This window comes from Streptomyces sp. RB17 (genome assembly GCF_009604455.1).
Taxonomy (GTDB): Bacteria; Actinomycetota; Actinomycetes; order Streptomycetales; family Streptomycetaceae; genus Streptomyces.
Genome location: NZ_WEGL01000002.1, coordinates 950,194 through 970,002, shown reverse-complemented (window position 1 = coordinate 970,002; position 19,809 = coordinate 950,194). Strand labels below are relative to the sequence as shown.

Sequence of the window (19,809 nt, the reverse complement as noted above, 5' to 3'; positions counted from 1 at the left end):
GGCTCATGGATCGCATGGGCGACCGCTCCCCCCCATGACGCGCCGGGCGCGTCCTGCCACTCGTTCCGATGTGCGTCGCTTCCCCTCCGCGCGCGACTGCTCAAACGTCGCGAAACAGTACGCACACTGTCAAGGGTGCCTCAGGCGACGGATGATCCGCCACGGGTCCGCCGACTTCGTGACACGCCTGGTGCAAGCCCCCTCATCGGGGCGGGCGCCCCAGCTGCTGCGCCCTGCCGCCCAGGTCCTGCGTGCCGATCACCGAGAGCAGCTCCAGCTGGGCGGCCCCCTCGGTGCCGGGCGGGGCGCTGAACCACAGCAGGCGCTGCCGGCCGTCCTCGCTGAAGAGGCTGTGACAGTCCAGCTCGATGACGCCGAGCGAGGGGTGGACGATCCGCTTGTGGTCGGTGCGGCGCAGGGCGACCTCCCGCTGCTCCCACAGCTCGGCGAACTCCGTGCTGCGCCGCAGCAGCGTGGCCACCAGCCGGGTGACGTCGGCGTCCTTGGCGCGCCGGGCCGCGACCGCCTGGAGGTCGGCGGTGAACACCCTCGAGTGGTGCGGATGGTCCTCGGCCGGGTAGATGCCGCGGGCGCTCGGGTCGGTGAACCAGCGGTGGACGAAGCTGCGGTGGGGCCCGCGTCCGCTCGGCATCTCGCCGAGCAGCGCCACGGCGAGGGGGTTCTGGACGAGCGTCTCGTGCAGGTCGGTGATGACCTGGGCGGGGGTCGTGCTGAGCCGGTCCAGCAGGCCGAGCAGGGCGGGCTGGACGAGCGCGGTGGGCCCGAACGCCTCGGCCGGCAGCGGGCGGTCGGCGAGGTGGAACAGATGGTCGCGTTCGTCGCCGCCGAGCCGGAGGGCACGGGCGAGGGCAGCCAGGACCTGCGCGGAGGGCTGGGCGCCACGGCCCCGCTCCAGCTCGGTGTAGTAGTCGGCCGACAGCCCGGCCAGTTGGGCCACCTCCTCGCGCCGCAGACCCGGAACCCGGCGGCGCGGCCCTGCGGGCAGGCCGACGTCGGCGGGGCGGACCCGGTCACGCCGGGACTTCAGGAAGGCGGCCAGCTCGGCATGGTTCACGCCGTCCATGGTCGCGCCCCGGCGAACGCGGATCCAGGGGTTGCCGACCCCAGGGTGAGCGCAGCCGTGGTTGGCGCGGCCGCGGCGACCCAGGCTGAGGGAGCACGTCCCGCACCGCCCCCTCCGGCAGGAGACAGCTCATGTCCGCTCAGGAAACAGCCGCCCAGGAATCGGCGCCCCGGGAATCGGCTGACCGCCCCCGCGTCGCCGTGGTCACCGGAGGCTCGCGCGGCATCGGCCGGGCGACGGTGAGCCGGCTCGCCGCCGAGGGGGACGCCGTGGTGATCGGCTACGCCGGCCACCGCGAGTCGGCCGAGGCCGCCGTCCGGGAGGTCATCGCGGCCGGCGGCAGCGCGGTCCCGTACACGCCGACGTCGCCGGCGAACGGCAGGTCACCGAGTTCTTCGGTACGGCCGCTGCGCACCCACGTGGACCCGGCCCGTGACGGCAGCGAGGTCGTCTCGGCGGTCGTCGGCCGCATCCGGGCGGAGTTCTTCCGCCGCGCGGGCATCGACGCCCCGCTCACCCCGGGCAGTTCCCTCTGACACCCCTCGAGCAAGGAGAAGAACCCATGCCGTTCGCGAATTTCAAGGTGCCCGCCGGAAGCCTGGACGAGGAGCAGAAGGAGCTGATCGTCGCCCGCACGACCGAGTTGTACGTCGAGATCTACGGCGAGCGGGCCCGGGCCGCCACCATGGTGCTGGTGGAGGAGGTGACGGACGGCGGCTGGGGCATCGGCGGCGGTGTCCTGACTCTCGCCATGCTCCAGGAGCCGTCCGGCGGCTGACGGGAACGCGGCCCGACCCTTGACATGAACCTGCGTCAGCACGAGGCTTCCTGCTTGAAGTTGCTCGTTTCAAGGGACTTCCGAGCGCTTCCGAGCACCAGGAGCAAGATCAGTCAGTCCGCAGTGCTGCGAGGGGAGCTGTTCCGCGTGCAAAGACCGCGAAGACTGCGCCACCGTGTGCCATGGCCGGCCTGGGTACCGCTGGGGCTGGCGACCGCCCTGGCGGGAACCCTGCTCGCCGGTCCGGCGCCCGCCCAGGCCGCCGCCACCGCCTCCGGCGCCGTACTCGATCCCGCACACAGCAGCGTCAGCTGGCAGAGCCCGGTCTACGCCAAGGGCACCGGCGGCGGCACCGAGAGCTGTCCCGACCCGGCCGCCGACCCCGACGACAAGGTCTGCGACCGCTTCGACCTGACCGTCTCGGTGCCGGACGGCTACTGGGACGACAACCCCGAGGGCGGCGTTCCGCTGTCCGTCAAGTGGGAGAAGCCTTCCGACGACTTCGACCTGTACGTCTACGACGACCACGGCACGCAGGTGGCGTCCAGCGCGGGCACCGCCGACCCGGAGGCCACGGTGATCCCCAGGGCGTCGGGGACGTACCACGTGGTGGTCGTGCCGTACGACGTGCACGACAACTCCTTCACGGGCACCGCGTACCTCCCCGCCACCACGGACGCCGGTGATCTCACGTCCTTCTCGGGCGGCGACGGCAGGTACACCGTCGAGGCCGGGCAGCTCACCGCGCGGGCCGACTTCCTCGAGGGCGGTCAACTGCGGCTCCAGGCCGACCCGTCCGGCTCGCTCAGTGATCCGGCGGGCACGGCCATCGTGCGCAAGGAGCCCGCCCCCGAGCGGCAGACCTCCTCCTTCGACGCGGGCGACTACTACGGCATCCGCTCGCCGCAGGCCGTCCTGCGCGTGTACAAGAGCCGCTGCGCTTCGGGCTGTACAAGCCCGACAACCGCACCCGGATCTGGCAGGAGGACAAGCCGCTGCGCTGGTCGACCGGCGGGATGCGGCAGAGCCTGGTGCGGGGCGCGGACGAGCAGTTCTTCGGCGGCGGCGAGCAGAACGGCAGCTTCTCGCACCGCGGGCAGACGATGTACGTGTCCAACAGCTTCGACTGGGACGAGGGCGGCTACAACAACTCCCAGCCGTTCTACCTCTCCAGCGCGGGCTACGGCGTCTTCCGCAACACCTTCGCACCGGGCGTGTACACCTTCGGCCGGCCGGTGACCACCGGTCAGCAGGAACGGCGCCTCGACGCGTACTACTTCCTCGGCGACGCCAAACAAGTCATCGGCAGGTACACGGCGTTGGTCGGCAAGCCCTTCATGCCACCGGTGTACGGCCTCGAACCCGGCGACTCCGACTGCTACCTGCACAACGCCAACCGGGGCGAGCGGCACACCCTGAACGCGCTGAAGATCGCCGACGGGTACACGCAGAACCAGATGCCGCTCGGCTGGATGCTGGTCAACGACGGCTACGGCTGCGGGTACGAGAACCTGGAGCAGACCGCCAAAGGTCTGCAGGACCACCACGCCCAGCTCGGCCTGTGGACCCAGGACGGCATCGACAAGCTCGCCGACCAGGTCAAGGCCGGTCAGCGGGTGGCCAAGCTGGACGTGGCCTGGGTCGGCAACGGCTACAAGTTCGCGCTCGACGCGTGCGACGCCGCCAAGAAGGGGATCGAGGACAACAGCGACGCGCGCGGTTTCGTGTGGCTGCCGGTGTCCTGGGCGGGCGCCCAGCGCTGCGGGGTGCTGTGGAGCGGCGACCAGAAGCTGTCCTGGGACTACATCCGCTGGCAGATCCCGACCTATGCCGGAGCGACCATGTCCGGCATCGCCTACAACACCGGTGACGTGGGCAGCATCTACCGCCACGACGCCACGATGTACGCCCGCGACCTGCAGTGGAAGGCGTTCCTGCCGGCCATCATGACCATGGACGGCTGGGCGACCGACCTCACGACCAAGAAGCCCGCCGACCAGCAGCCGTGGCTCGACGGCGAGCCGTACACCTCCGTCAACAGGAAGTACCTGCAGCTGAAGGAGCGGCTACTGCCGTACATGTACACGCTCTCCGCCGAGGCGGCGAAGACGGGTGTCGGCGCGGTGCGTCCGCTGTGGCTGGAGTACCCGGACGACCCGGGCACCCTGTCCGACCAGGCGAAGTACGAGTTCCTGTCCGGCCCCGACTTCCTCGTGGCGCCGGTCTACCAGGACTCCGACACCCGCGACGGCATCCACCTGCCGAAGGGCACCTGGACCGACTACTGGACGGGCCGCACCTACCAGGGTCCGACCACGGTCAACGGCTACCACGCCCCGCTCGACACACTCCCGCTGTTCGTGCGCGAGGGCGCGATCGTGCCCATGTGGCCGAAGGGAACGACGAGTTGGCAGACCCGGGACCGGCACGAGCTGGACTGGGACCTGTATCCGGCGGCTCACGGCACGAGTCACTACACGCTGTACGAGGACGACGGGGTGACCCGCGACTTCGCCGGGGGTGCCGCCGCCACCCAGCGGGTGTCCCTGCACACCGACGGCGCCGGGACGACCTTCTCGGTGGGCGCGAGCAGGGGCGAGTACACCGGCAAGGTGGACGCCCGCTCCTACCGGTTCACCGTGCACGGCGACACGGCGCCCGCACGGGTCCTCCTCGACGGAAGCCGACTGCCCGCCTCCGCCTGGTCGTACGACGCCGGCGCGCACGTCACGACGATCGACACCCCGAGCCTGCCGCTCGACCGGGGCTTCACCGTGCGACTGGTCGACGAAAGGTAAAGGAATCGTATGGTCTAGTCCAAAGAGAGCGTTGGTCTAGTCCAGCTTATTGACGTGGCCGCAACAGCTCCCGGAGGGTGGGGCTCCCCGTTCTGGGACTCCCCCACCCTCTGGAGGCACGCAGTGAGACCTCTTCGGGCATGTCTGGGCGCGGCCGCGGCCGTCACGCTCGCCGCCGCCGGCACGACCGCGCTCGTCGCGAACAGCGCCTCGGGCGCGACGACCGCTCTGAGCAACCGCTGGTACGCCGCGGCCCCTTATCTGATGCCACTGGACAACGACCCGCCGGACCCGGCCGCCATCATGGACGCCACCGGCCTGAAGGCCTTCCAGCTGGCCTTCGTCCTCGCCCCCAACGGCGGTGGCTGCTCCCCCACCTGGGGCGGCACCGCGCCCGTCTCCTCGGACACGGCCGTACAGTCCATGATCAACACGATCCGCGCCAAGGGCGGTGACGTGTCGGTCTCCATCGGCGGCTACGGCGGCACGAAGCTCGGCCAGGCCTGCGCTGACGCCGCGTCCACGGCGGCGGCCTACCAGCAGGTCATCACCAAGTACGGGCTGCACGCCATCGACTTCGACCTGGAGGAGCCGGAGTACGAGAACACCGCGGCCATCAAGAACGAGATCGGCGCGGCCAAGATCCTCCAGCAGAACAACCCGGGGCTCTACGTCTCGGTGACGACGGCCGGCACCGCGGACGGCACCGGCTGGTTCGGCAAGCAGATGCTGCTGGAGGCCAAGTCCCAGGGGTTCACCCCGAACAACTTCTCCATCATGCCGTTCGACGGCGGTTTCAACGGAGCCGCGAGTCAGACCAGCGCGCTGACCAACTTCAACTCGATCCTGCAGTCGACGTTCGGCTGGGACCAGGCCACCGCGTACGCCCATGAGGGCTTCTCGGGCATGAACGGCCGCAGCGACTCGGGCGAGTACTTCACCCAGGCCGATTTCCAGACGGTGCTGGACTATGCGACGAGCCACAACATGGACCGCTTCACGTTCTGGTCCCTGAACCGCGACCGGCAGTGCAGCCCGCCGGACAACGGCGGCCGCACGTCCGGGACGTGCTCCAGCGTGGCGCAGAACGACTGGGACTTCGCCAAGTATTCGGTGCAGTTCGCGGGCGTCACCCCGCCGAGCAGCACCCCGACACCCACCCCCACTCCGACGCCGACCTCCTGCAAGACCGCGTGGAGTGCGTCGGCGGTGTACACGGCCGGCGACGAGGTCTCGTACGGCAAGCACAACTGGAAGGCCGAGTGGTGGACCCAGAACGAGGTGCCGGGCGCCTCGGAATGGGGCCCGTGGCAGGACGAGGGCGCCTGCTGAGCCACTTGACGTGTCTGGTTCAGACCTCTAGCTTCTCGGGTCATCAACGGCCAAGGATGCGTTCAGCGTTCATCATGCTGAACGCATCCGACGGTCCGGCCTTCACTCGAAGAAGGGACCCCCACATGACCCGATCCCGGCTCCTCGCGGTGCCGACCGCTGCGGGCCTCGCCCTCGCCCTCGCACTCCTCGGCAGCCCCAGCGCGATCGCCGCCGACCCGCATGTGGCGCCCGGCGGCAACTTCGACCTGTCGGTCTGGGAGCTGCAGGAGCCCGTCGGCTCGCCCGGCAGCCCCACCACCATCCCCTCGTCCCGGCTCCAGGGCCCGAACGGCTACCAGGACGCCTACTTCTACACCGACACCCGCGACGGCGCCATGACCTTCTGGGCGCCCGAGAAGGGCGTCACCACGCCGAACTCCAACTACGCCCGCTCCGAACTGCGCGAGATGAACCGCGACGGCAGCGCCGCCGACTGGGCGCTGTCCGGCTCGCACCGGATGAGCGCGACCCTGCGGGTGGTGTCGGTGACGAAGAACGTGTGCGTCGGGCAGATCCACCTCGGCAGCGGCGGCTCCTCCACCAAACCGCTGCTGGAGTTGTACTACCACGCCGACGGCGACATCGTCCTCGGCACGGAGAACTCGCCGTCCGGCGGCCAGACCGCGCACACCGTGGGGCACGTGTCGATCGGCAAGACCTGGACCTACACCATCGCCGTCTCCGGCGGGAACACCATCGACCTGACCGTCAACGGCACCACCACCCACTACGGCATCCCGTCGTCGTTCCAGCCGTACAAGCAGTACTTCAAGGCCGGCTCGTACAACCAGTCCTCATCGGACAGTACGACCAACGGCGCCCGTGTCGCGTTCTACGGCCTGACTGTCAAGCACGGGTGACACGCCGTGCGACCTGCGCGATTGGTGCAAACGGCCGGGTGGTCGTAGCGTCGAGTGGACGGTCGAACACAGCACGACGGTGGGAGCGGCCATGCGTGGAGCACTGGTGGGAACGGCGGTCACCCTGGCGGCAGGAGCCCTGCTGACCACGGCGATGACGACGGCCTCGGCCAGTCCCCCGACCCCTCCCGGTACCGGCGTGCAGGCCAGTCCGGCCCGGCCCGTCCTGGTCGACTGCTTCTTCCACCGGAACGTCCGCCCGGCCGACTTCATCCTGGCCTGTGGCGACGGCAACAGCCGGCTCACCGGACTCCACTGGTCCCAGTGGGGTCCGGACGGTGCGAAGGCCGTGGGCGTGAACTGGGTCAACGACTGCGACCCGTACTGCGCCGCCGGCACCTTCCACCAGTACCCGGTCGTCATCCGGCTGACCGGCGAGCAGCAGTGGAAGAAGCATCCGTCCTTCGAGCGCTACGCGCAGATGAGCCTGACCTACACCGGCGCCCGGCCGAAGGGCTTCAACCAGGTCATGACGTACCCGCTCTGGGACTGACCCGGGGCCCTCCGGCCGCAGCACACGGTGGCTCAGGCGAGCTCGACCAACAGGTCCCCGCCCTCCACCTGCTGGATCCGGTTGATGGCCAGACGGGAGACGCGGCCCGCCTTCGGCGCGGTGATGGTGGCCTCCATCTTCATCGCCTCGATGGTGGCCACGGTGGCGCCGGCGGCGACCTCGTCGCCCTCGGACACCGCCAGGGTCACCACACCGGCGAACGGCGCCGCCACATGACCGGGGTTCGCGCGATCGGCCTTCTCCGTCACCGGCACGTCGGAGGCAGCGGCGCGGTCACGGACCTGGATGGGCCGCAGCTGGCCGTTGAGCGTGGACATCACCGTGCGCATGCCCCGCTCGTCGGCCTCACCGATGGCCTGCAGCTCGATCAGCAGCCGGACGCCGGGCTCCAGGTCGACGGCGTACTCCTTGGCGGGCCGCAGTCCGTAGAAGAACGCCTTGCTGTCCAGCACGCTGGTGTCGCCGAAGGCCTGCCGGTGGGTGTCGAACTCCCGCGTGGGGCCGGGGAACAGCAGCCGGTTGAGGGTGGCGCGGCGCTCCTTGGCCAGCCCCTCGTGGTCCTCGCCGGACAGCTCGGGCGCGGGCCTGGACGCGGCCCGGCCCTGGAGGGCCTTGGTGCGGAACGGCTCCGGCCAGCCGCCGGGCGGGGTGCCCAGCTCGCCGCGCAGGAAGCCGATCACCGAGTCCGGGATGTCGAACCTGTCAGGAGTCTCCTCGAAGTCCTTCGGGGAGACACCGGCGCCCACCAGGTGCAGGGCGAGGTCGCCGACCACCTTGGAGGACGGGGTGACCTTGACCAGGCGGCCGAGGATGCGGTCGGCGGCGGCGTACATCGCCTCGATGTCCTCGAAGCGGTCGCCGAGGCCGAGGGCGACGGCCTGGGTGCGCAGGTTGGACAGCTGGCCGCCGGGGATCTCGTGGTGGTAGACGCGGCCGGTCGGGGAGGCGAGGCCCGCCTCGAACGGGGCGTAGATCCTGCGGACACCCTCCCAGTACGGCTCCAGGTCGCCGACGGCCTGCAGGTCGAGGCCGGTGGGGCGGTCGGAGTGGTCGGTGGCGGCCACCAGCGCCGACAGCGACGGCTGGGAGGTCGTACCGGCCATCGAGGCGACCGCGCCGTCCACGGCGTCGGCGCCCGCCTGGATCGCGGCCAGGTAGGTGGCGAGCTGGCCGCCGGCCGTGTCGTGCGTGTGCAGATGCACGGGCAGATCGAACTCGCGGCGCAGCGCGGAGACCAGCTTGGCGGCGGCCGGCGCGCGCAGCAGTCCCGCCATGTCCTTGATCGCGATGACGTGGGCGCCCGCCTCGACGATCTGCTCGGCCAGCCGCAGGTAGTAGTCGAGGGTGTACAGCCGCTCGGCCGGATCGTTGAGGTCGGCGGTGTAGCAGAGGGCGACCTCGGCGATCGCGGTGCCGGTCTCGCGTACGGCGTCGATGGCGGGGCGCATCTGGCCGACGTCGTTGAGGGCGTCGAAGATGCGGAAGATGTCGATGCCGGTGGCTGCGGCCTCCTGCACGAACGCGTCGGTCACCTCGGTCGGGTACGGCGTGTAGCCGACGGTGTTTCGGCCGCGCAGCAGCATCTGCAGGCAGATGTTCGGAACGGCCTCGCGCAGCGCGGCCAGCCGCTCCCAGGGGTCCTCGGCGAGGAAGCGCAGCGCGACGTCGTACGTCGCACCGCCCCAGCACTCCAGGGAGAGCAGCTGCGGCAGGGTGCGGGCGACGACCGGAGCGACGGCCAGGAGGTCCTTGGTGCGCACGCGGGTGGCCAGCAGGGACTGGTGGGCGTCGCGGAAGGTGGTGTCGGTGACGCCGATGGTCGGCGACTGGCGCAGCCGGCGGGCGAAGCCCTCGGGGCCGAGGTCGACCAGCAGCTGGCGGGTGCCGGCGGTCGGCTCGCCGGCCGGCAGCGGCGGCAGCTTGGTGATGGGGTCGAGCAGGTCGGGGCGCTCGCCGTGCGGCTTGTTGACCGTGACGTCGGCGAGGTAGGTGAGCAGCTTGGTGCCGCGGTCCGCGGAGGAGCGGGCGGTCAGCAGGTACGGGCGCTGCTCGATGAAGGACGTGGTGACCCGGCCCGCCTGGAAGTCGGGGTCGTCCAGGACGGCCTGCAGGAACGGGATGTTGGTGGCCACGCCGCGGATGCGGAACTCTGCCACGGCACGCCGGGCGCGTCCGACGGCGGCCTTGAAGTCGCGGCCCCGGCAGGTGAGCTTGACCAGCATCGAGTCGAAGTGGGCGCTGATCTCCGTACCGGCGTGGGTGGTTCCGCCGTCCAGGCGGATGCCGGAGCCGCCCGGGGAGCGGTAGGCGCTGATCCGGCCGGTGTCCGGGCGGAAGCCGTTGGCGGGGTCCTCGGTGGTGATACGGCACTGCAGGGCGGCACCGCGCAGGGTGATGGTGTCCTGGGCGAGGCCGAGGTCGGCGAGGGTCTCGCCGGAGGCGATCCGCAGCTGGGCCTGGACCAGGTCGACGTCCGTGACTTCCTCCGTCACGGTGTGCTCGACCTGGATGCGCGGGTTCATCTCGATGAAGACGTGGTTGCCGTCCGGGTCGAGGAGGAACTCCACGGTGCCCGCGTTGCGGTAGCCGATCTCGCGGGCGAAGCGCACCGCGTCGTCGCAGATCCGCTGCCGTACCTCGGGGTCGAGGTTGGGGGCGGGAGCCAGCTCGATGACCTTCTGGTGGCGGCGCTGGAGGGAACAGTCGCGCTCGTAGAGGTGGATGACGTCGCCCTCGCCGTCGGCGAGGATCTGCACCTCGATGTGGCGCGGGTCGACAACGGCCTTCTCCAGGAAGACCGTCGGGTCGCCGAACGCGGCGTCGGCCTCGCGGGAGGCGGCCTCGATGGACTCGCGCAGCTGGGCGGGATCCTGCACGCGGCGCATGCCGCGCCCGCCGCCGCCCGCGACCGCCTTGACGAAGACGGGGAAGCCGATCTCCTCGGCGGCGCGCACCAGTTCGTCCACGTCGGTGGAGGGCTGGGAGGAGCCGAGCACGGGTACGCCGGCCGCCCGGGCGGCTGCCACCGCGCGGGCCTTGTTGCCGGTCAGCTCCAGGGTGGCCGCGCTCGGGCCGACGAAGGTGATGCCCGCCTCCTCGCAGGCGCGGGCCAGTTCCGGGTTCTCGGACAGGAAGCCGTAGCCCGGGTAGACGGCGTCGGCACCGGCCCGGCGGGCGGCGCCCACGATCTCCTCGACCGAGAGATACGCCCGCACCGGGTGTCCCGGCTCGCCGATCTCGTACGCCTCGTCGGCCTTCAGCCGGTGCAGCGAGTTGCGGTCCTCGTGCGGGAACACGGCGACGGTGCGCGCGCCGAGCTCGTAGCCCGCCCGGAACGCGCGGATCGCGATCTCTCCACGGTTGGCGACCAGCACCTTGCGGAACATCCTGGAATCCCTTCAGCTGCCCTGCCGGCGACGAACACCATGGTGTCTGCCACGCCCTGCCGTACATCGCGGCCACCCTAGGGGGTGCTCGCGCATGTCGACGTGCGACAACCATCACATCGACAGGGTGGGCGGCGCCACAGGCACACCCGGCGGGGTCAGCACTCCAGGGAGGTCATCGCCGTGTCCTGCGAGCGCTCCTGTGCGCGTTCGGCGCTCGCCGGCGCGGGCACGGTCCGGGGCGGCACGGGCGCGGGGATCACGGGTGGTTCCGTGGGCGTGGGACCGCTGTCCCGGACGGGCAGCAGGGACCGCAGACGGGCCTGCAGCCGGGCGCGGCGGCCGTGCAGCAGGCCGAGGACGATCGCCGAGGCCACCGCGATCAGGTGCTCGCGGCCGGCCAGATTGGGCACGGCGACGGACTCCCACACCATCGAGCCGCCGGTCAGCGTGAACACGACGGGCGCGCGTTCGACCACCGAAAGATAGGTGAACAGGCCGACGACGGCGGCGGAGGGGCCGGTGTCGAGCACCTGCCCGTACGCGTGCGGCAGTCCGAAGCCCCACCAGCCGGGACCCATCGCGATCATCACGCGGGCGGTGAGCGTGCCGGCCAGGGTCGTGGCGTAGGAGATCGCCAGCGTACGGGCCCGGCCCAGAGCCAGTTCGGCCCAGGCGAAGGCGAGGAACAGCTGGGTGATGCCCGCCCACACCGGCAGATCGAGCGCCGGGACGTACAGCGACACGGGCGTGCGCAGCAGCGACAGCCACAGCGGCAGGTCGGCCCGGACGCCGCCGAGGCGCGTCACCCACACAGCGCCCAGCGGATGCTGGGCGATCGCGTGGAAGAAGATGACGCCCAGCGCGGCGACGAACGCCAGCAGCAGGCCGGACACACCGCGCCGCGTGAGCCGCCGCACCGGTTCGACGACGATGGCGTGCCACTCGCCCCGCAGCGTGCGCCCGGTGAACCGGGCCGGCCGTGCGAGCAGCGCGCGGCACCACTCGATGCGCGCTTCAGTCGTCATGAGGCACGGCAGCCCATCGCCTTCGGCTCCCCCGTCATGTCCATCGCCCCCTTCACCCCGGTCCGGCAACCCGGCCTCAGAGCGTTTTCCCGTTGTCCACCGTCGTGGGGAGCAGCAGCAGCGGTACGCCGGTGAAGTCGCCGCCGGCGACGCCGCCCCCGTGGCGGAACTCGTCGATCACCTGTTGGTTGCGCCACTGTCGTTCCGACATGCGCCCGGTCCTCCCCCGGTGTGGGCCTTGGTGGTGGTGAGACCCGATCGGTGACAGTTCAGCGAGCCGGGAGGCGGGCGTCAAGATCCTTTGCGGAGGGAGAAGGGTGTGGGAAGACCCACAGGTCCCCAGCGGCGGAATCCGGGCCCGGGAGGCAACCTCGGCCCCCTTGGATCCGTCCTCCCGTACAGGTCCCTGGAACAACGCGGCGCGGCGCGCGAGCCCGGACTCCCGTACAGCGGCCGCCAGTTGCCCACCGAGTGGCACGTCCCACCGTTCGAGCGTTCCCGCCCGGAACTCCTTGGCGTCCTACGGGCCGTCAAAGTCGGTACCGGTGTGCCTCTCCACGGCACCGCCGAAGTCCATCGGTCGCCCAGAACGACCTGTTCGGGCTGCCGGTGCGGCTGGATTCCCGGCCCGGCCCGGAGCGTTGCTTGACTTGGAGAGCGCTCCAACTCGTAGCGTCGCAGACGTACGGCACGCGAGGGCTCGCACCCGTGTGTCGTACGGGACGACGATCGAGTGTGCAGGAAAGGCTGGGACAACACATGCAGAAGCGCAGTCTGCGGGACCTCCAGGTATCGGCTCTCGGCCTTGGGTGTATGGGCATGTCCGCCTTCTACGGCTCCGCCGACCAGGAGGAGGGCATCGCGACCATCCGGCGGGCCCTGGACCTGGGGATCAATTTCCTCGACACCGCGCAGGTGTACGGCCCGCTGACCAACGAGTCGCTGGTCGGCGAGGCGATCCGGGGGCATCGTGACGAGTACGTGATCGCGACCAAGTTCAACTACCGGATGGACGACGCCGTACCGGGCGACATGACGACCGTCGGCCGCCAGGACGGCTCGGCCGAGCATGTGCGCAGCTCGATCCACGGCTCGCTGCAGCGGCTGGGCACCGACCACATCGACCTGTACTACCAGCACCGGGTCGACCCGAACGTGCCCATCGAGGAGACGGTCGGCGCGCTGGGCGAGCTGGTCGCCGAGGGCAAGGTGCGGCACATCGGGCTGAGCGAGGCGAGCGCGGAGACCATCCGGCGGGCGCACGCCGTGCATCCGATCACCGCCGTGCAGAGCGAGTACTCGCTGTGGACGCGGGACGTGGAGGCCGAGGTGCTGCCCGCCTGCCGGGAGCTCGGCATCGGCTTCGTGCCGTACTCACCGCTCGGCCGCGGCTTCCTCGCCGGCCGCTTCACCTCGCCGGACGAGCTGGACGAGAACGACTTCCGGCGCAACAACCCGCGCTTCACGGACGCCAACCTGGAGGCGAACCTGCGGCTCGCCGCCAAGGTCAAGGAGATCGCCACCGAGAAGGACGTGACGCCGGCCCAGCTGGCCATCGCCTGGGTGCTGGCCCAGGGCGAGAACCTGGTGCCGATCCCGGGCACCAAGCGGCGCAGCTACCTGGAGCAGAACGCGGGTGCGGTCGGCATCGAGCTCAGCAAGGAGGACTTGGCGCGCATTGACGCGGAGCTGCCTCAGGTTGCGGGTGAGCGGTACGACGAGGCAGGGATGCGGGCGGTCAATCGGTGAGCGCCCCGGGAAGCGCCGGGAACTGTCGTCGGGCCGCTGCGGGTTCATCGTGGCTGGTCGCGCAGTTCCCCGCGCCCCTTTGGGGGCGCTGTCGTCGGCGCCGGGCATAAGCGACCGTGAGGACTGCCGGCAAGGGACCCCACAGGAGCAGGGGCGTGTAGCAGACGTAGCGGGACAGGGCCTGCCAGCCGCCCACCCGGGTCGGGAAGTCGGCGGGGAGCCGGTCGCCCGTGACCGTCCGGCCCGAGACCACCATGGTGAAGGTCAGCACCGTCCACAGCAGGGTCAGGGCGGTGGCCCCGAGTCCGGCCGGGGCCACCGCCGCGCTCACCGGCACGCGCCGGCAAGCTCGCGGGCGAGATGAGCCCCGTACGGCTCTACGAGGCGCTGGCCGGCCGGGAGTTCAGGCTGCCGTCTCCGGCCGCCGCGCTCGACGCCACCACCGTCACGGTCTGACGCCACCGAACTCTCCCAGGGAGCCGCACCACCATGACCGACAACCTCGCCCCCATGAGCCTCGACACCGTCCTCCGTGTCGAGTTCGGACCCGGCCGGATCGAACTGCTGCCCGAACTGATCGCGGACACCGGTCACCACCGCGCCTTCGTCGTCACCGACCGGGGGCTGCGCGCGACCGGTGTCGCCGACCGCGTCCTGAAGATCCTGGACGCGGCGGGCGTGGAACACACCGTGTACGACGAGGTGGCGCCCAACCCGTCCACCGGGAACGTCGACGCGGGCGCCGCCCGGGCCCGTGCCTTCGGTCCGGCGGCGGTCGTCGCGCTCGGCGGCGGATCGGTGCTGGACGCCGCGAAGGGCATGTCCCTGCTGGTGGGCAATCCGGACGCGGTCGCCGCCGACGCCGACCACCTGTGGGAGGCGGCCGACGGGCTGCCGCTGATCGCCGTGCCGACGACCTCCGGCACCGGCGCGGAGACCAACGGCTTCGGTGTGATCGAGGACGCGGCGGCCTGCCGCAAGGTGTATCTCGGCCACCCCTCCGTCAAGCCCCGCATCGCCCTGCTCGACCCGGAGCTGACGCTCGGTCTGCCACCGGCGGCGACGGCCGCGACCGGCATCGACGCGCTCGTGCACGGCATCGAGTCGCTGGCCTCGCGCGGCGCGAACGCCTTCTCCGTGGCGTGTGCCACCCAGGCCGTGAGCATGGTCAGCCATGCCCTGCCGGCCGCCCACCGGAACGGGTCGGACCTCGACGCGCGCGCCGAGCTGATGATGGGCGCGCATCTCGCCGGCCAGGCCCTGACCCTGTCCGGGCTCGGCCTGGTCCACGGCATCGGCCATGCGCTCACCGCCCACACCGGCACCCCGCACGGCGTCGCCCTCGCCGCCGTCCTGGAGGAGGTCATGGAGTTCAGCGCGCCCGCGGCGCGGGAGGCGTACGAGCGGGCGGCGCGGGCCATGCGCGTACCGGCACCCGCCGACGGCGACTGGGCCCGGGCGGCCGTCGCCGCGGTACGGGAGCTGTCCGGAACGCTGGACATCAAGCGGCCCCTGCGCGACCTGGGCGCCGCCCGCGCCCAGCTCCCGGCGATGGCGTCGGGCGCGGTCACGGACGCGGTGACGAAGAACGCGCCCCGGCTGCCGGAGGAGACGGAGGTGCTGGAACTGCTGACGCGGGTGTATTGAGGGGACGGATCAGCGGGGACTGGATCGCTGGGGGCGGTGAGTGCTGACGCGGGGCCGCTCAGAGCACGCATCGGCAAGGCCCGGATCGGCGAAGGCGCTGCAACTGCTGACGCGGGGCCGCTCAGGGCACGCATCGGCAAGGCCCGGATCAGCCAAGGCGCTGCAACTGCTGACGCGGGGCCGCTCAGGGCACGCATCGGCAAGGCCCGGATCAGCGAAGGCGCTGCAACTGCTGACGCGGGGCCGCTCAGGGCACGCATCGGCAAGGCCCGGATCGGCGAAGGCGCTGCAACTGCTGACGCGCTGGTCAGAGCACGTGTCAGCGGGGCGCGGCACATCGGTGGGGGCCGGGGTCTGCCGAGTCAGGGGGCCGTGTCCCGCTCCCGCCGTCTCCGCCGCGTCACCACCGTGAGATGCAGCGCCGCCGCCAGCGCGAGGACACCGCACACCACCGCGAGGACGGTCAGCGGGCCTCCGCCCGGGCTGTCGCCGGGACCCGAGTGCGCCGCCCAGACGGCAAAGCCGGCCGTCGCTGCGGCGAACAGCGGCAGGAAGACGGCGGACAACAGCTGACGCAGCCGAAGTGCGCTGCGTGCGGTGGCCGGTTCGGTGCCGGTGCGCGGGAAGCGGTCACCGAACACTCCGGAGCGTGACCGGGGCTCCGGCGCCGCCGTCCGTCCGTGGTGTTGGCCACGCATGGGACGCCTCCTTTCGCGGGGCGTATCAGGTCTGCGACCGACCGCGGAGCCAGGACCCGAGCCCGGCAAACCGGGGGTGCGAGGAGTCGCGCGCACGCCCCAAGTGCCGTACGGGTGGCACAGCGCGGGTCGGCTGGGCACCGCGCTCGCCGCTGCGGCAGTCGGTTTCCTCGGTACCGCCCGCTACGTACGTCGCCAACGGGCAGGCTGTCGTTCCTGTTCGTCGCATCGGTGGTGCCCTTCCTGCGGCCCGGTCCCGGGGCGGTGGCCGAGCAGCCGACGGCCGAGACGCGGACCGTCCCGCACAGGCCGAGATGAGGGTGCGGGAGGGGCTGCGGTTCATCCCGCATCGGCCGCGCCTGATGGCCCTCGCCATCCTCGTCACCGGCCCGCTCGCGGGCGGCGCCGGCCACCGCCCGGCCGAGAAGCGTGCCGTCCCGTTGACTGGCCGGGCGGCTCACCCCTGCGGGTGCTCCTCGTGGTCCGGCAGGTTGTACACGTGGAAGGCCTGTCCGATGACCGGCTGGGCCACGTTCCGTACGCGGATGCCGCCGCTGGTCATGCCGTGCTCGGTGCCGGCGTGGGCGTGGCCGTGCACGGCGAGATCGGCGCCGGCGGTGTCGATCGCCTCCGCGAGCAGATAGCTGCCGAGGAACGGATAGATCTCCTGCGGCTCCCCGGCAAGGGTGTCCGGAACGGGCGAGAAGTGGGTCAGAGCGATCCGGACGTCGCAGTTCCGGTCGGCCAGGTCCTTCAGGGCGGCGTGCAGACCATCGGCGCACCGCCGGCTGTAGCGGACGAACTCCTTCATGAGGGGTTCGCCGAACTCCCCGGCACAGGCTCCGACGAATCCGCCGCCGAAGCCCTTGGTACCGGCGACCCCGATCCGGGTCTCGCCGGTGCCCACCACGGCGGACTCGCCCTCCAGGACATGGGCACCGGCGTCCCGCAGGATCGCGGCGACCTCCTCGGGTCGTTCGTCGTGGTGGTCGTGGTTGCCCAGGACGGCGACGACCGGCACCCCGAGGTCCTTGATCTCCCGTGCGACGACCGCGGCCTCCTCGGGCGTACCGTGCCGGGTGAGGTCGCCCGCGAGCAGCAGGACATCGGCGCACTCGCGCAGCGTCAAGAAGGAGGAGCGCAGCGTGCCCTGGCTCTCCGGGCTCATGTGGATGTCCCCGACGGCCGCGATGCGGATCATGTCAGGTCCTCTCCGTGGTCGGGCGAGGAGGTCCCCGCGACCAGGATGTCGCAGTGGACAGGGTGCCCCGCCAACTCCTCGCGTGCCAGGTGGCAGATGTCGTCCCGGCACTGGGTGGACGGCACGGTGCCGGTCAGCAGGACGGCGTCGCCGCGCAGCTCCAGCCGTACGCCGAGTTCCCCGAGGTCGCCGGTGGCCAGGCGCTCGGCGAGATGGGCGACGCGGTAGTCGAGGTTGCCGGCCGCCGGTGGGGGCGGCGGGCTCGTGTCGGTCATGGCTGCCCCTCCTGGGCGTCGATCACGTTCAGCCGTTCGAGGAGGAAGAGGAAGGCGGCCGGCATGGGCTGGTCGCCGCAGGCCACCCGGAGCTCGTCCCAGTCGACCTTCTCGCGCACGGCGCGGGCCACCGGCAGGACCGCTCCGAAATCGCAGTAGTGCTCCGAGAAGGCGCTGATCAGGCTGTGGATCAGGTCGGTCGGGGAGAGGACGGGCATCAGCACCGAGTCGACCGGCAGGACATGGGCGCGCTCGAGCATCTCCTCGGTGACGGGCTGGTGCGCGAGGGCGAAGATGATGTCGATGTTCTGCCCGCGGCAGGTGGTCTTCAGCAGCCAGTCCTCGGGCGGGGTCCGGATGGGCAGGCCGGCCTCGCGCAGGGTGCCGGTCACCGCCTCCGCGTCGTCGGGCAGCACGCAGAAGTCGGCGTCGTGCTGGAGGTAGCGGCTGCCTCCGTGGGCGTAGACGGCCACGCTGCCGGCGAGCGCGAAGCGGTGGCCGGCGCGTTTGAACAGGGCGCCGATCTCCTTGGTGGCCTCCAGGATCGCCTGGCTGCGGTCCTGCGGCAGGTCCGGCTGTCCCGGTCCGGGCCCGCCCGGCTGGTCCGGTCCGCCCGTGGCGAGGCGGAGCTCGGTGACCTCCGGTCGCCGGAGGGGAGCGGTGTCCTCCCCGTTGTGCGTCATGGCGTCTCCGTTCGCGGCCCGGGGCCGGGTCGGCCGGTTCGGACCCGGGGGTCGTACGGGTACCCGACGCGATCGCACCGACACGGCGCACGCTCGGACGGTTCACGGCGGCTCGGCCGCCCGCGACCAGCGCGAAGTGCCGGGGGTGAGGATCTCCGCGCGGGGCGGGGCACGGTGGAGCGGGGCCGGGCGGAGCCGGGCGCGGCGGGGCGGAGCCGGGCGCGGCGGGGCGGAGCCGGGCGCGGCGGGGCGGAGCCGGGCGCGGCGGGGCGGAGCCGGGCGCGGCGGGGCGCCGCTTCGCCGGCCCGATCGTCACACGGAGGGTGCGCTGGTCCGGCGTCGGCCGTCCGTGCGGGCGGCGAGGGACACTGACGTGCGTCGCGTCCCGCGCAGGGGCACTCTGTAGGAATGAGCCCCCGGCTCGGTGTGGGTCCCCGGCAGCCGTGGCAGTCGGTACACGCTCTGCTGCTGCTCCCGATCGCGCTCATCGTGGTGATCGCGGTGGTGGACACGCAGACCCCCACCAACGTCCATCTCGGCCCGGCCCTCGTGATCGCGCCGGCGATCACCCCTTCCTTCGCCGGGCCCCGGACCACGGCGGCCGTCGGGGGGCTGGCACTGGCCGCGCAGGTCCTCATCGCCTTCACCCACGGCGGGATCGGCACGTCGAACCACATCGTGCAGATCATCACCCTCGCGGTGCTGACGGTGCTGGTGGTGCTCTACAGCGCCCTACGGGAGCGCCGGCAGGCCCAGCTGGCCCAGGTCCGCACGGTCGCCGAGGCCGCGCAGCACGTGCTGATGTGGCCGCTGCCCGAGCAGATCGGCCCGCTGCGGATCGCCTCGCTGTATCTGGCGGCGGAGGACGAGGCACAGATCGGCGGCGACCTGTACGCGGCGACCCGGTGCGACGACTCGGTGCGCGTCCTGATCGGCGATGTGCGCGGCAAGGGCCTGCCCGCGATCGGCGAGGCCGCACTGCTGCTCGGCGCCTTCCGGGAGAGCGCCCATCGGCACATCCCGCTCGAGGAACTGGCGGCCCTGCTGGAGCAGTGCGTCACCCGGTACGCGGCGGACCTGGACCCGCCGGAGGAGGCGGGCGAGCGGTTCGCCACCGCGCTGCTGGTGGAGATCCCGGACCGGGATCCGGTGACCCGGATGACCAGCTGCGGCCATCCGCCGCCGCTGCTGCTGAGCCCCGGCCACGCCGTCACGGTCCCGAGTCTGCACCCGTCCCCGCCGCTCGGGGTGCACGGGGCCACCGAACACACGCTGGACGTGTTCTCCTTCGAGCCCGGTGACACCCTGCTCCTGTACACCGACGGGGTGATGGAGGCCCGGGACACCCACGGCCGGTTCTATCCGCTCACCGAGCGGGTCGTGCGCTGGACCGACGACGCACCCGAGGCGCTGATGCACCATGTGCGGCGCGACCTGCTCACCCATGCCGGTGGCCAGCTGGGCGACGACGCGGCGCTCATCGCGCTGCACCGCACGTCCGTCGACCGGCGCCACCATCACGGCCGGATCGCCGGCGCGCACGGCTTCCGGCACGGATGAGGGCCTTCGGCCACCCGCCGGAGAGCCGTGGCCGCCGCAGGACCGTGCACCGAACCGCTCGCGCACACTCCGCTGCCGCACATCGGCCCTGCCGAGCCCGCTGGTGATCGTGAC

Annotated in this window: 17 protein-coding genes and 3 pseudogenes; 11 read left to right on the top strand and 9 right to left on the bottom strand. The window is 71.7% G+C overall.

Annotated elements, in window-relative coordinates:
* Nucleotides 1–202 precede the first annotated feature (202 nt).
* Complete coding sequence (locus SRB17_RS11350) at nucleotides 203–1,075, bottom strand: helix-turn-helix transcriptional regulator (protein ID WP_323375293.1); 873 nt, start codon at nucleotides 1,073–1,075, stop codon at nucleotides 203–205.
* Between the two features lie 140 nt (nucleotides 1,076–1,215).
* Here SRB17_RS11350 and SRB17_RS11345 point away from each other — a divergent pair.
* From SRB17_RS11345 to SRB17_RS11315, 7 genes and pseudogenes are all read left to right on the top strand, one after another.
* Nucleotides 1,216–1,496 (top strand): annotated as a pseudogene (locus tag SRB17_RS11345) (SDR family NAD(P)-dependent oxidoreductase); the annotation flags it as partial.
* A 7-nt stretch (nucleotides 1,497–1,503) separates the two neighbouring features.
* A complete protein-coding gene (locus SRB17_RS11340) occupies nucleotides 1,504–1,620 on the top strand; it encodes a short-chain dehydrogenase/reductase (RefSeq protein ID WP_228395943.1) in 117 nt (38 codons plus the stop codon).
* A 26-nt stretch (nucleotides 1,621–1,646) separates the two neighbouring features.
* Nucleotides 1,647–1,862, top strand: coding sequence for a tautomerase family protein (locus tag SRB17_RS11335; RefSeq protein ID WP_153537303.1), 216 nt, complete (start codon nucleotides 1,647–1,649; stop codon nucleotides 1,860–1,862).
* Between the two features lie 627 nt (nucleotides 1,863–2,489).
* Nucleotides 2,490–4,660, top strand: a pseudogene (locus tag SRB17_RS11330) (TIM-barrel domain-containing protein).
* Nucleotides 4,661–4,783: 123 nt separating this feature from the next.
* The gene (locus SRB17_RS11325) at nucleotides 4,784–5,992 is read left to right on the top strand and encodes a carbohydrate-binding protein (protein ID WP_323375292.1); all 1,209 of its coding nucleotides are present in this window, start codon (nucleotides 4,784–4,786) and stop codon (nucleotides 5,990–5,992) included.
* Between the two features lie 125 nt (nucleotides 5,993–6,117).
* Entirely contained in the window at nucleotides 6,118–6,894 is a 777-nt protein-coding gene (locus tag SRB17_RS11320; protein ID WP_153537301.1) for a polysaccharide lyase family 7 protein, read from the top strand.
* Between the two features lie 91 nt (nucleotides 6,895–6,985).
* Nucleotides 6,986–7,447 carry a hypothetical protein gene (locus SRB17_RS11315; protein WP_153537299.1) on the top strand — a complete coding sequence of 154 codons (462 nt, stop codon included), beginning with the start codon at nucleotides 6,986–6,988 and terminating at the stop codon, nucleotides 7,445–7,447.
* Nucleotides 7,448–7,479: 32 nt separating this feature from the next.
* On the opposite strand, the gene SRB17_RS11310 is transcribed toward SRB17_RS11315, so the two are convergent.
* The 3 genes from SRB17_RS11310 to SRB17_RS47550 all read right to left on the bottom strand — a co-directional run bounded on the left by SRB17_RS11310 (nucleotide 7,480) and on the right by SRB17_RS47550 (nucleotide 12,093).
* A complete protein-coding gene (locus SRB17_RS11310; RefSeq protein WP_153537297.1) occupies nucleotides 7,480–10,854 on the bottom strand; it encodes a pyruvate carboxylase in 3,375 nt (1,124 codons plus the stop codon).
* Between the two features lie 158 nt (nucleotides 10,855–11,012).
* Nucleotides 11,013–11,882 (bottom strand): hypothetical protein, encoded by an 870-nt coding sequence (locus SRB17_RS11305; protein WP_153537294.1) that lies wholly within the window; start codon nucleotides 11,880–11,882, stop codon nucleotides 11,013–11,015.
* 76 nt (nucleotides 11,883–11,958) lie between these two features.
* A complete protein-coding gene (locus SRB17_RS47550) occupies nucleotides 11,959–12,093 on the bottom strand; it encodes a hypothetical protein (protein WP_267133420.1) in 135 nt (44 codons plus the stop codon).
* 548 nt (nucleotides 12,094–12,641) lie between these two features.
* Between SRB17_RS47550 and SRB17_RS11300 the strand changes: the two genes are divergently transcribed.
* Entirely contained in the window at nucleotides 12,642–13,631 is a 990-nt protein-coding gene (locus tag SRB17_RS11300; protein WP_153537292.1) for an aldo/keto reductase, read from the top strand.
* Here SRB17_RS11300 and SRB17_RS11295 read toward each other — a convergent pair.
* The gene (locus SRB17_RS11295) at nucleotides 13,621–13,968 is read right to left on the bottom strand and encodes a hypothetical protein (protein ID WP_153537289.1); all 348 of its coding nucleotides are present in this window, start codon (nucleotides 13,966–13,968) and stop codon (nucleotides 13,621–13,623) included. The two genes, SRB17_RS11300 and SRB17_RS11295, sit on opposite strands and share 11 nt — an antisense overlap.
* 152 nt (nucleotides 13,969–14,120) lie before the next feature.
* Here SRB17_RS11295 and SRB17_RS11285 point away from each other — a divergent pair, with 152 nt between their 5' ends.
* Nucleotides 14,121–15,278: an iron-containing alcohol dehydrogenase family protein gene (locus SRB17_RS11285; protein WP_153537287.1), complete on the top strand. Its 1,158-nt coding sequence runs from the start codon at nucleotides 14,121–14,123 to the stop codon at nucleotides 15,276–15,278.
* Between the two features lie 362 nt (nucleotides 15,279–15,640).
* Here SRB17_RS11285 and SRB17_RS11280 read toward each other — a convergent pair whose 3' ends face one another.
* Nucleotides 15,641–15,976 carry a DUF6343 family protein gene (locus SRB17_RS11280; RefSeq protein WP_153537285.1) on the bottom strand — a complete coding sequence of 112 codons (336 nt, stop codon included), beginning with the start codon at nucleotides 15,974–15,976 and terminating at the stop codon, nucleotides 15,641–15,643.
* A gap of 118 nt (nucleotides 15,977–16,094) precedes the next feature.
* Here SRB17_RS11280 and SRB17_RS48445 point away from each other — a divergent pair.
* A pseudogene (locus SRB17_RS48445) lies at nucleotides 16,095–16,386 on the top strand (MFS transporter); the annotation flags it as partial.
* A 47-nt stretch (nucleotides 16,387–16,433) separates the two neighbouring features.
* Here SRB17_RS48445 and SRB17_RS11275 read toward each other — a convergent pair.
* The 3 genes from SRB17_RS11275 to SRB17_RS11265 are packed head-to-tail and all read right to left on the bottom strand — an operon-like array spanning nucleotide 16,434 to nucleotide 18,135.
* Nucleotides 16,434–17,177 (bottom strand): metallophosphoesterase family protein, encoded by a 744-nt coding sequence (locus tag SRB17_RS11275; RefSeq protein ID WP_153537283.1) that lies wholly within the window; start codon nucleotides 17,175–17,177, stop codon nucleotides 16,434–16,436.
* Nucleotides 17,174–17,452, bottom strand: coding sequence for a BON domain-containing protein (locus tag SRB17_RS11270; protein ID WP_153537281.1), 279 nt, complete (start codon nucleotides 17,450–17,452; stop codon nucleotides 17,174–17,176). Before SRB17_RS11270 ends, SRB17_RS11275 begins: the two co-directional genes overlap by 4 nt.
* Nucleotides 17,449–18,135, bottom strand: coding sequence for a nucleotidyltransferase family protein (locus SRB17_RS11265; protein WP_153537279.1), 687 nt, complete (start codon nucleotides 18,133–18,135; stop codon nucleotides 17,449–17,451). Before SRB17_RS11265 ends, SRB17_RS11270 begins: the two co-directional genes overlap by 4 nt.
* Before the next feature lie 408 nt (nucleotides 18,136–18,543).
* Between SRB17_RS11265 and SRB17_RS11260 the strand changes: the two genes are divergently transcribed.
* Nucleotides 18,544–19,695, top strand: a complete 1,152-nt coding sequence (locus tag SRB17_RS11260; protein WP_153537277.1) for a PP2C family protein-serine/threonine phosphatase — start codon at nucleotides 18,544–18,546, stop codon at nucleotides 19,693–19,695.
* Nucleotides 19,696–19,809: the final 114 nt, after the last annotated feature.

Coding starts and splice junctions, on each gene's coding strand:
- SRB17_RS11315 (WP_153537299.1), top strand. CDS start 6,986: ATGCGTGGAGCACTGGTGGGAACGGCGGTCACCCTGGCGGCAGGAGCC.
- SRB17_RS11305 (WP_153537294.1), bottom strand. CDS start 11,882: ATGACGACTGAAGCGCGCATCGAGTGGTGCCGCGCGCTGCTCGCACGG.
- SRB17_RS11300 (WP_153537292.1), top strand. CDS start 12,642: ATGCAGAAGCGCAGTCTGCGGGACCTCCAGGTATCGGCTCTCGGCCTT.
- SRB17_RS11265 (WP_153537279.1), bottom strand. CDS start 18,135: ATGACGCACAACGGGGAGGACACCGCTCCCCTCCGGCGACCGGAGGTC.
- SRB17_RS11335 (WP_153537303.1), top strand. CDS start 1,647: ATGCCGTTCGCGAATTTCAAGGTGCCCGCCGGAAGCCTGGACGAGGAG.
- SRB17_RS11275 (WP_153537283.1), bottom strand. CDS start 17,177: ATGATCCGCATCGCGGCCGTCGGGGACATCCACATGAGCCCGGAGAGC.
- SRB17_RS11285 (WP_153537287.1), top strand. CDS start 14,121: ATGACCGACAACCTCGCCCCCATGAGCCTCGACACCGTCCTCCGTGTC.
- SRB17_RS47550 (WP_267133420.1), bottom strand. CDS start 12,093: ATGTCGGAACGACAGTGGCGCAACCAACAGGTGATCGACGAGTTCCGC.
- SRB17_RS11320 (WP_153537301.1), top strand. CDS start 6,118: ATGACCCGATCCCGGCTCCTCGCGGTGCCGACCGCTGCGGGCCTCGCC.
- SRB17_RS11260 (WP_153537277.1), top strand. CDS start 18,544: ATGAGCCCCCGGCTCGGTGTGGGTCCCCGGCAGCCGTGGCAGTCGGTA.
- SRB17_RS11270 (WP_153537281.1), bottom strand. CDS start 17,452: ATGACCGACACGAGCCCGCCGCCCCCACCGGCGGCCGGCAACCTCGAC.
- SRB17_RS11280 (WP_153537285.1), bottom strand. CDS start 15,976: ATGCGTGGCCAACACCACGGACGGACGGCGGCGCCGGAGCCCCGGTCA.
- SRB17_RS11310 (WP_153537297.1), bottom strand. CDS start 10,854: ATGTTCCGCAAGGTGCTGGTCGCCAACCGTGGAGAGATCGCGATCCGC.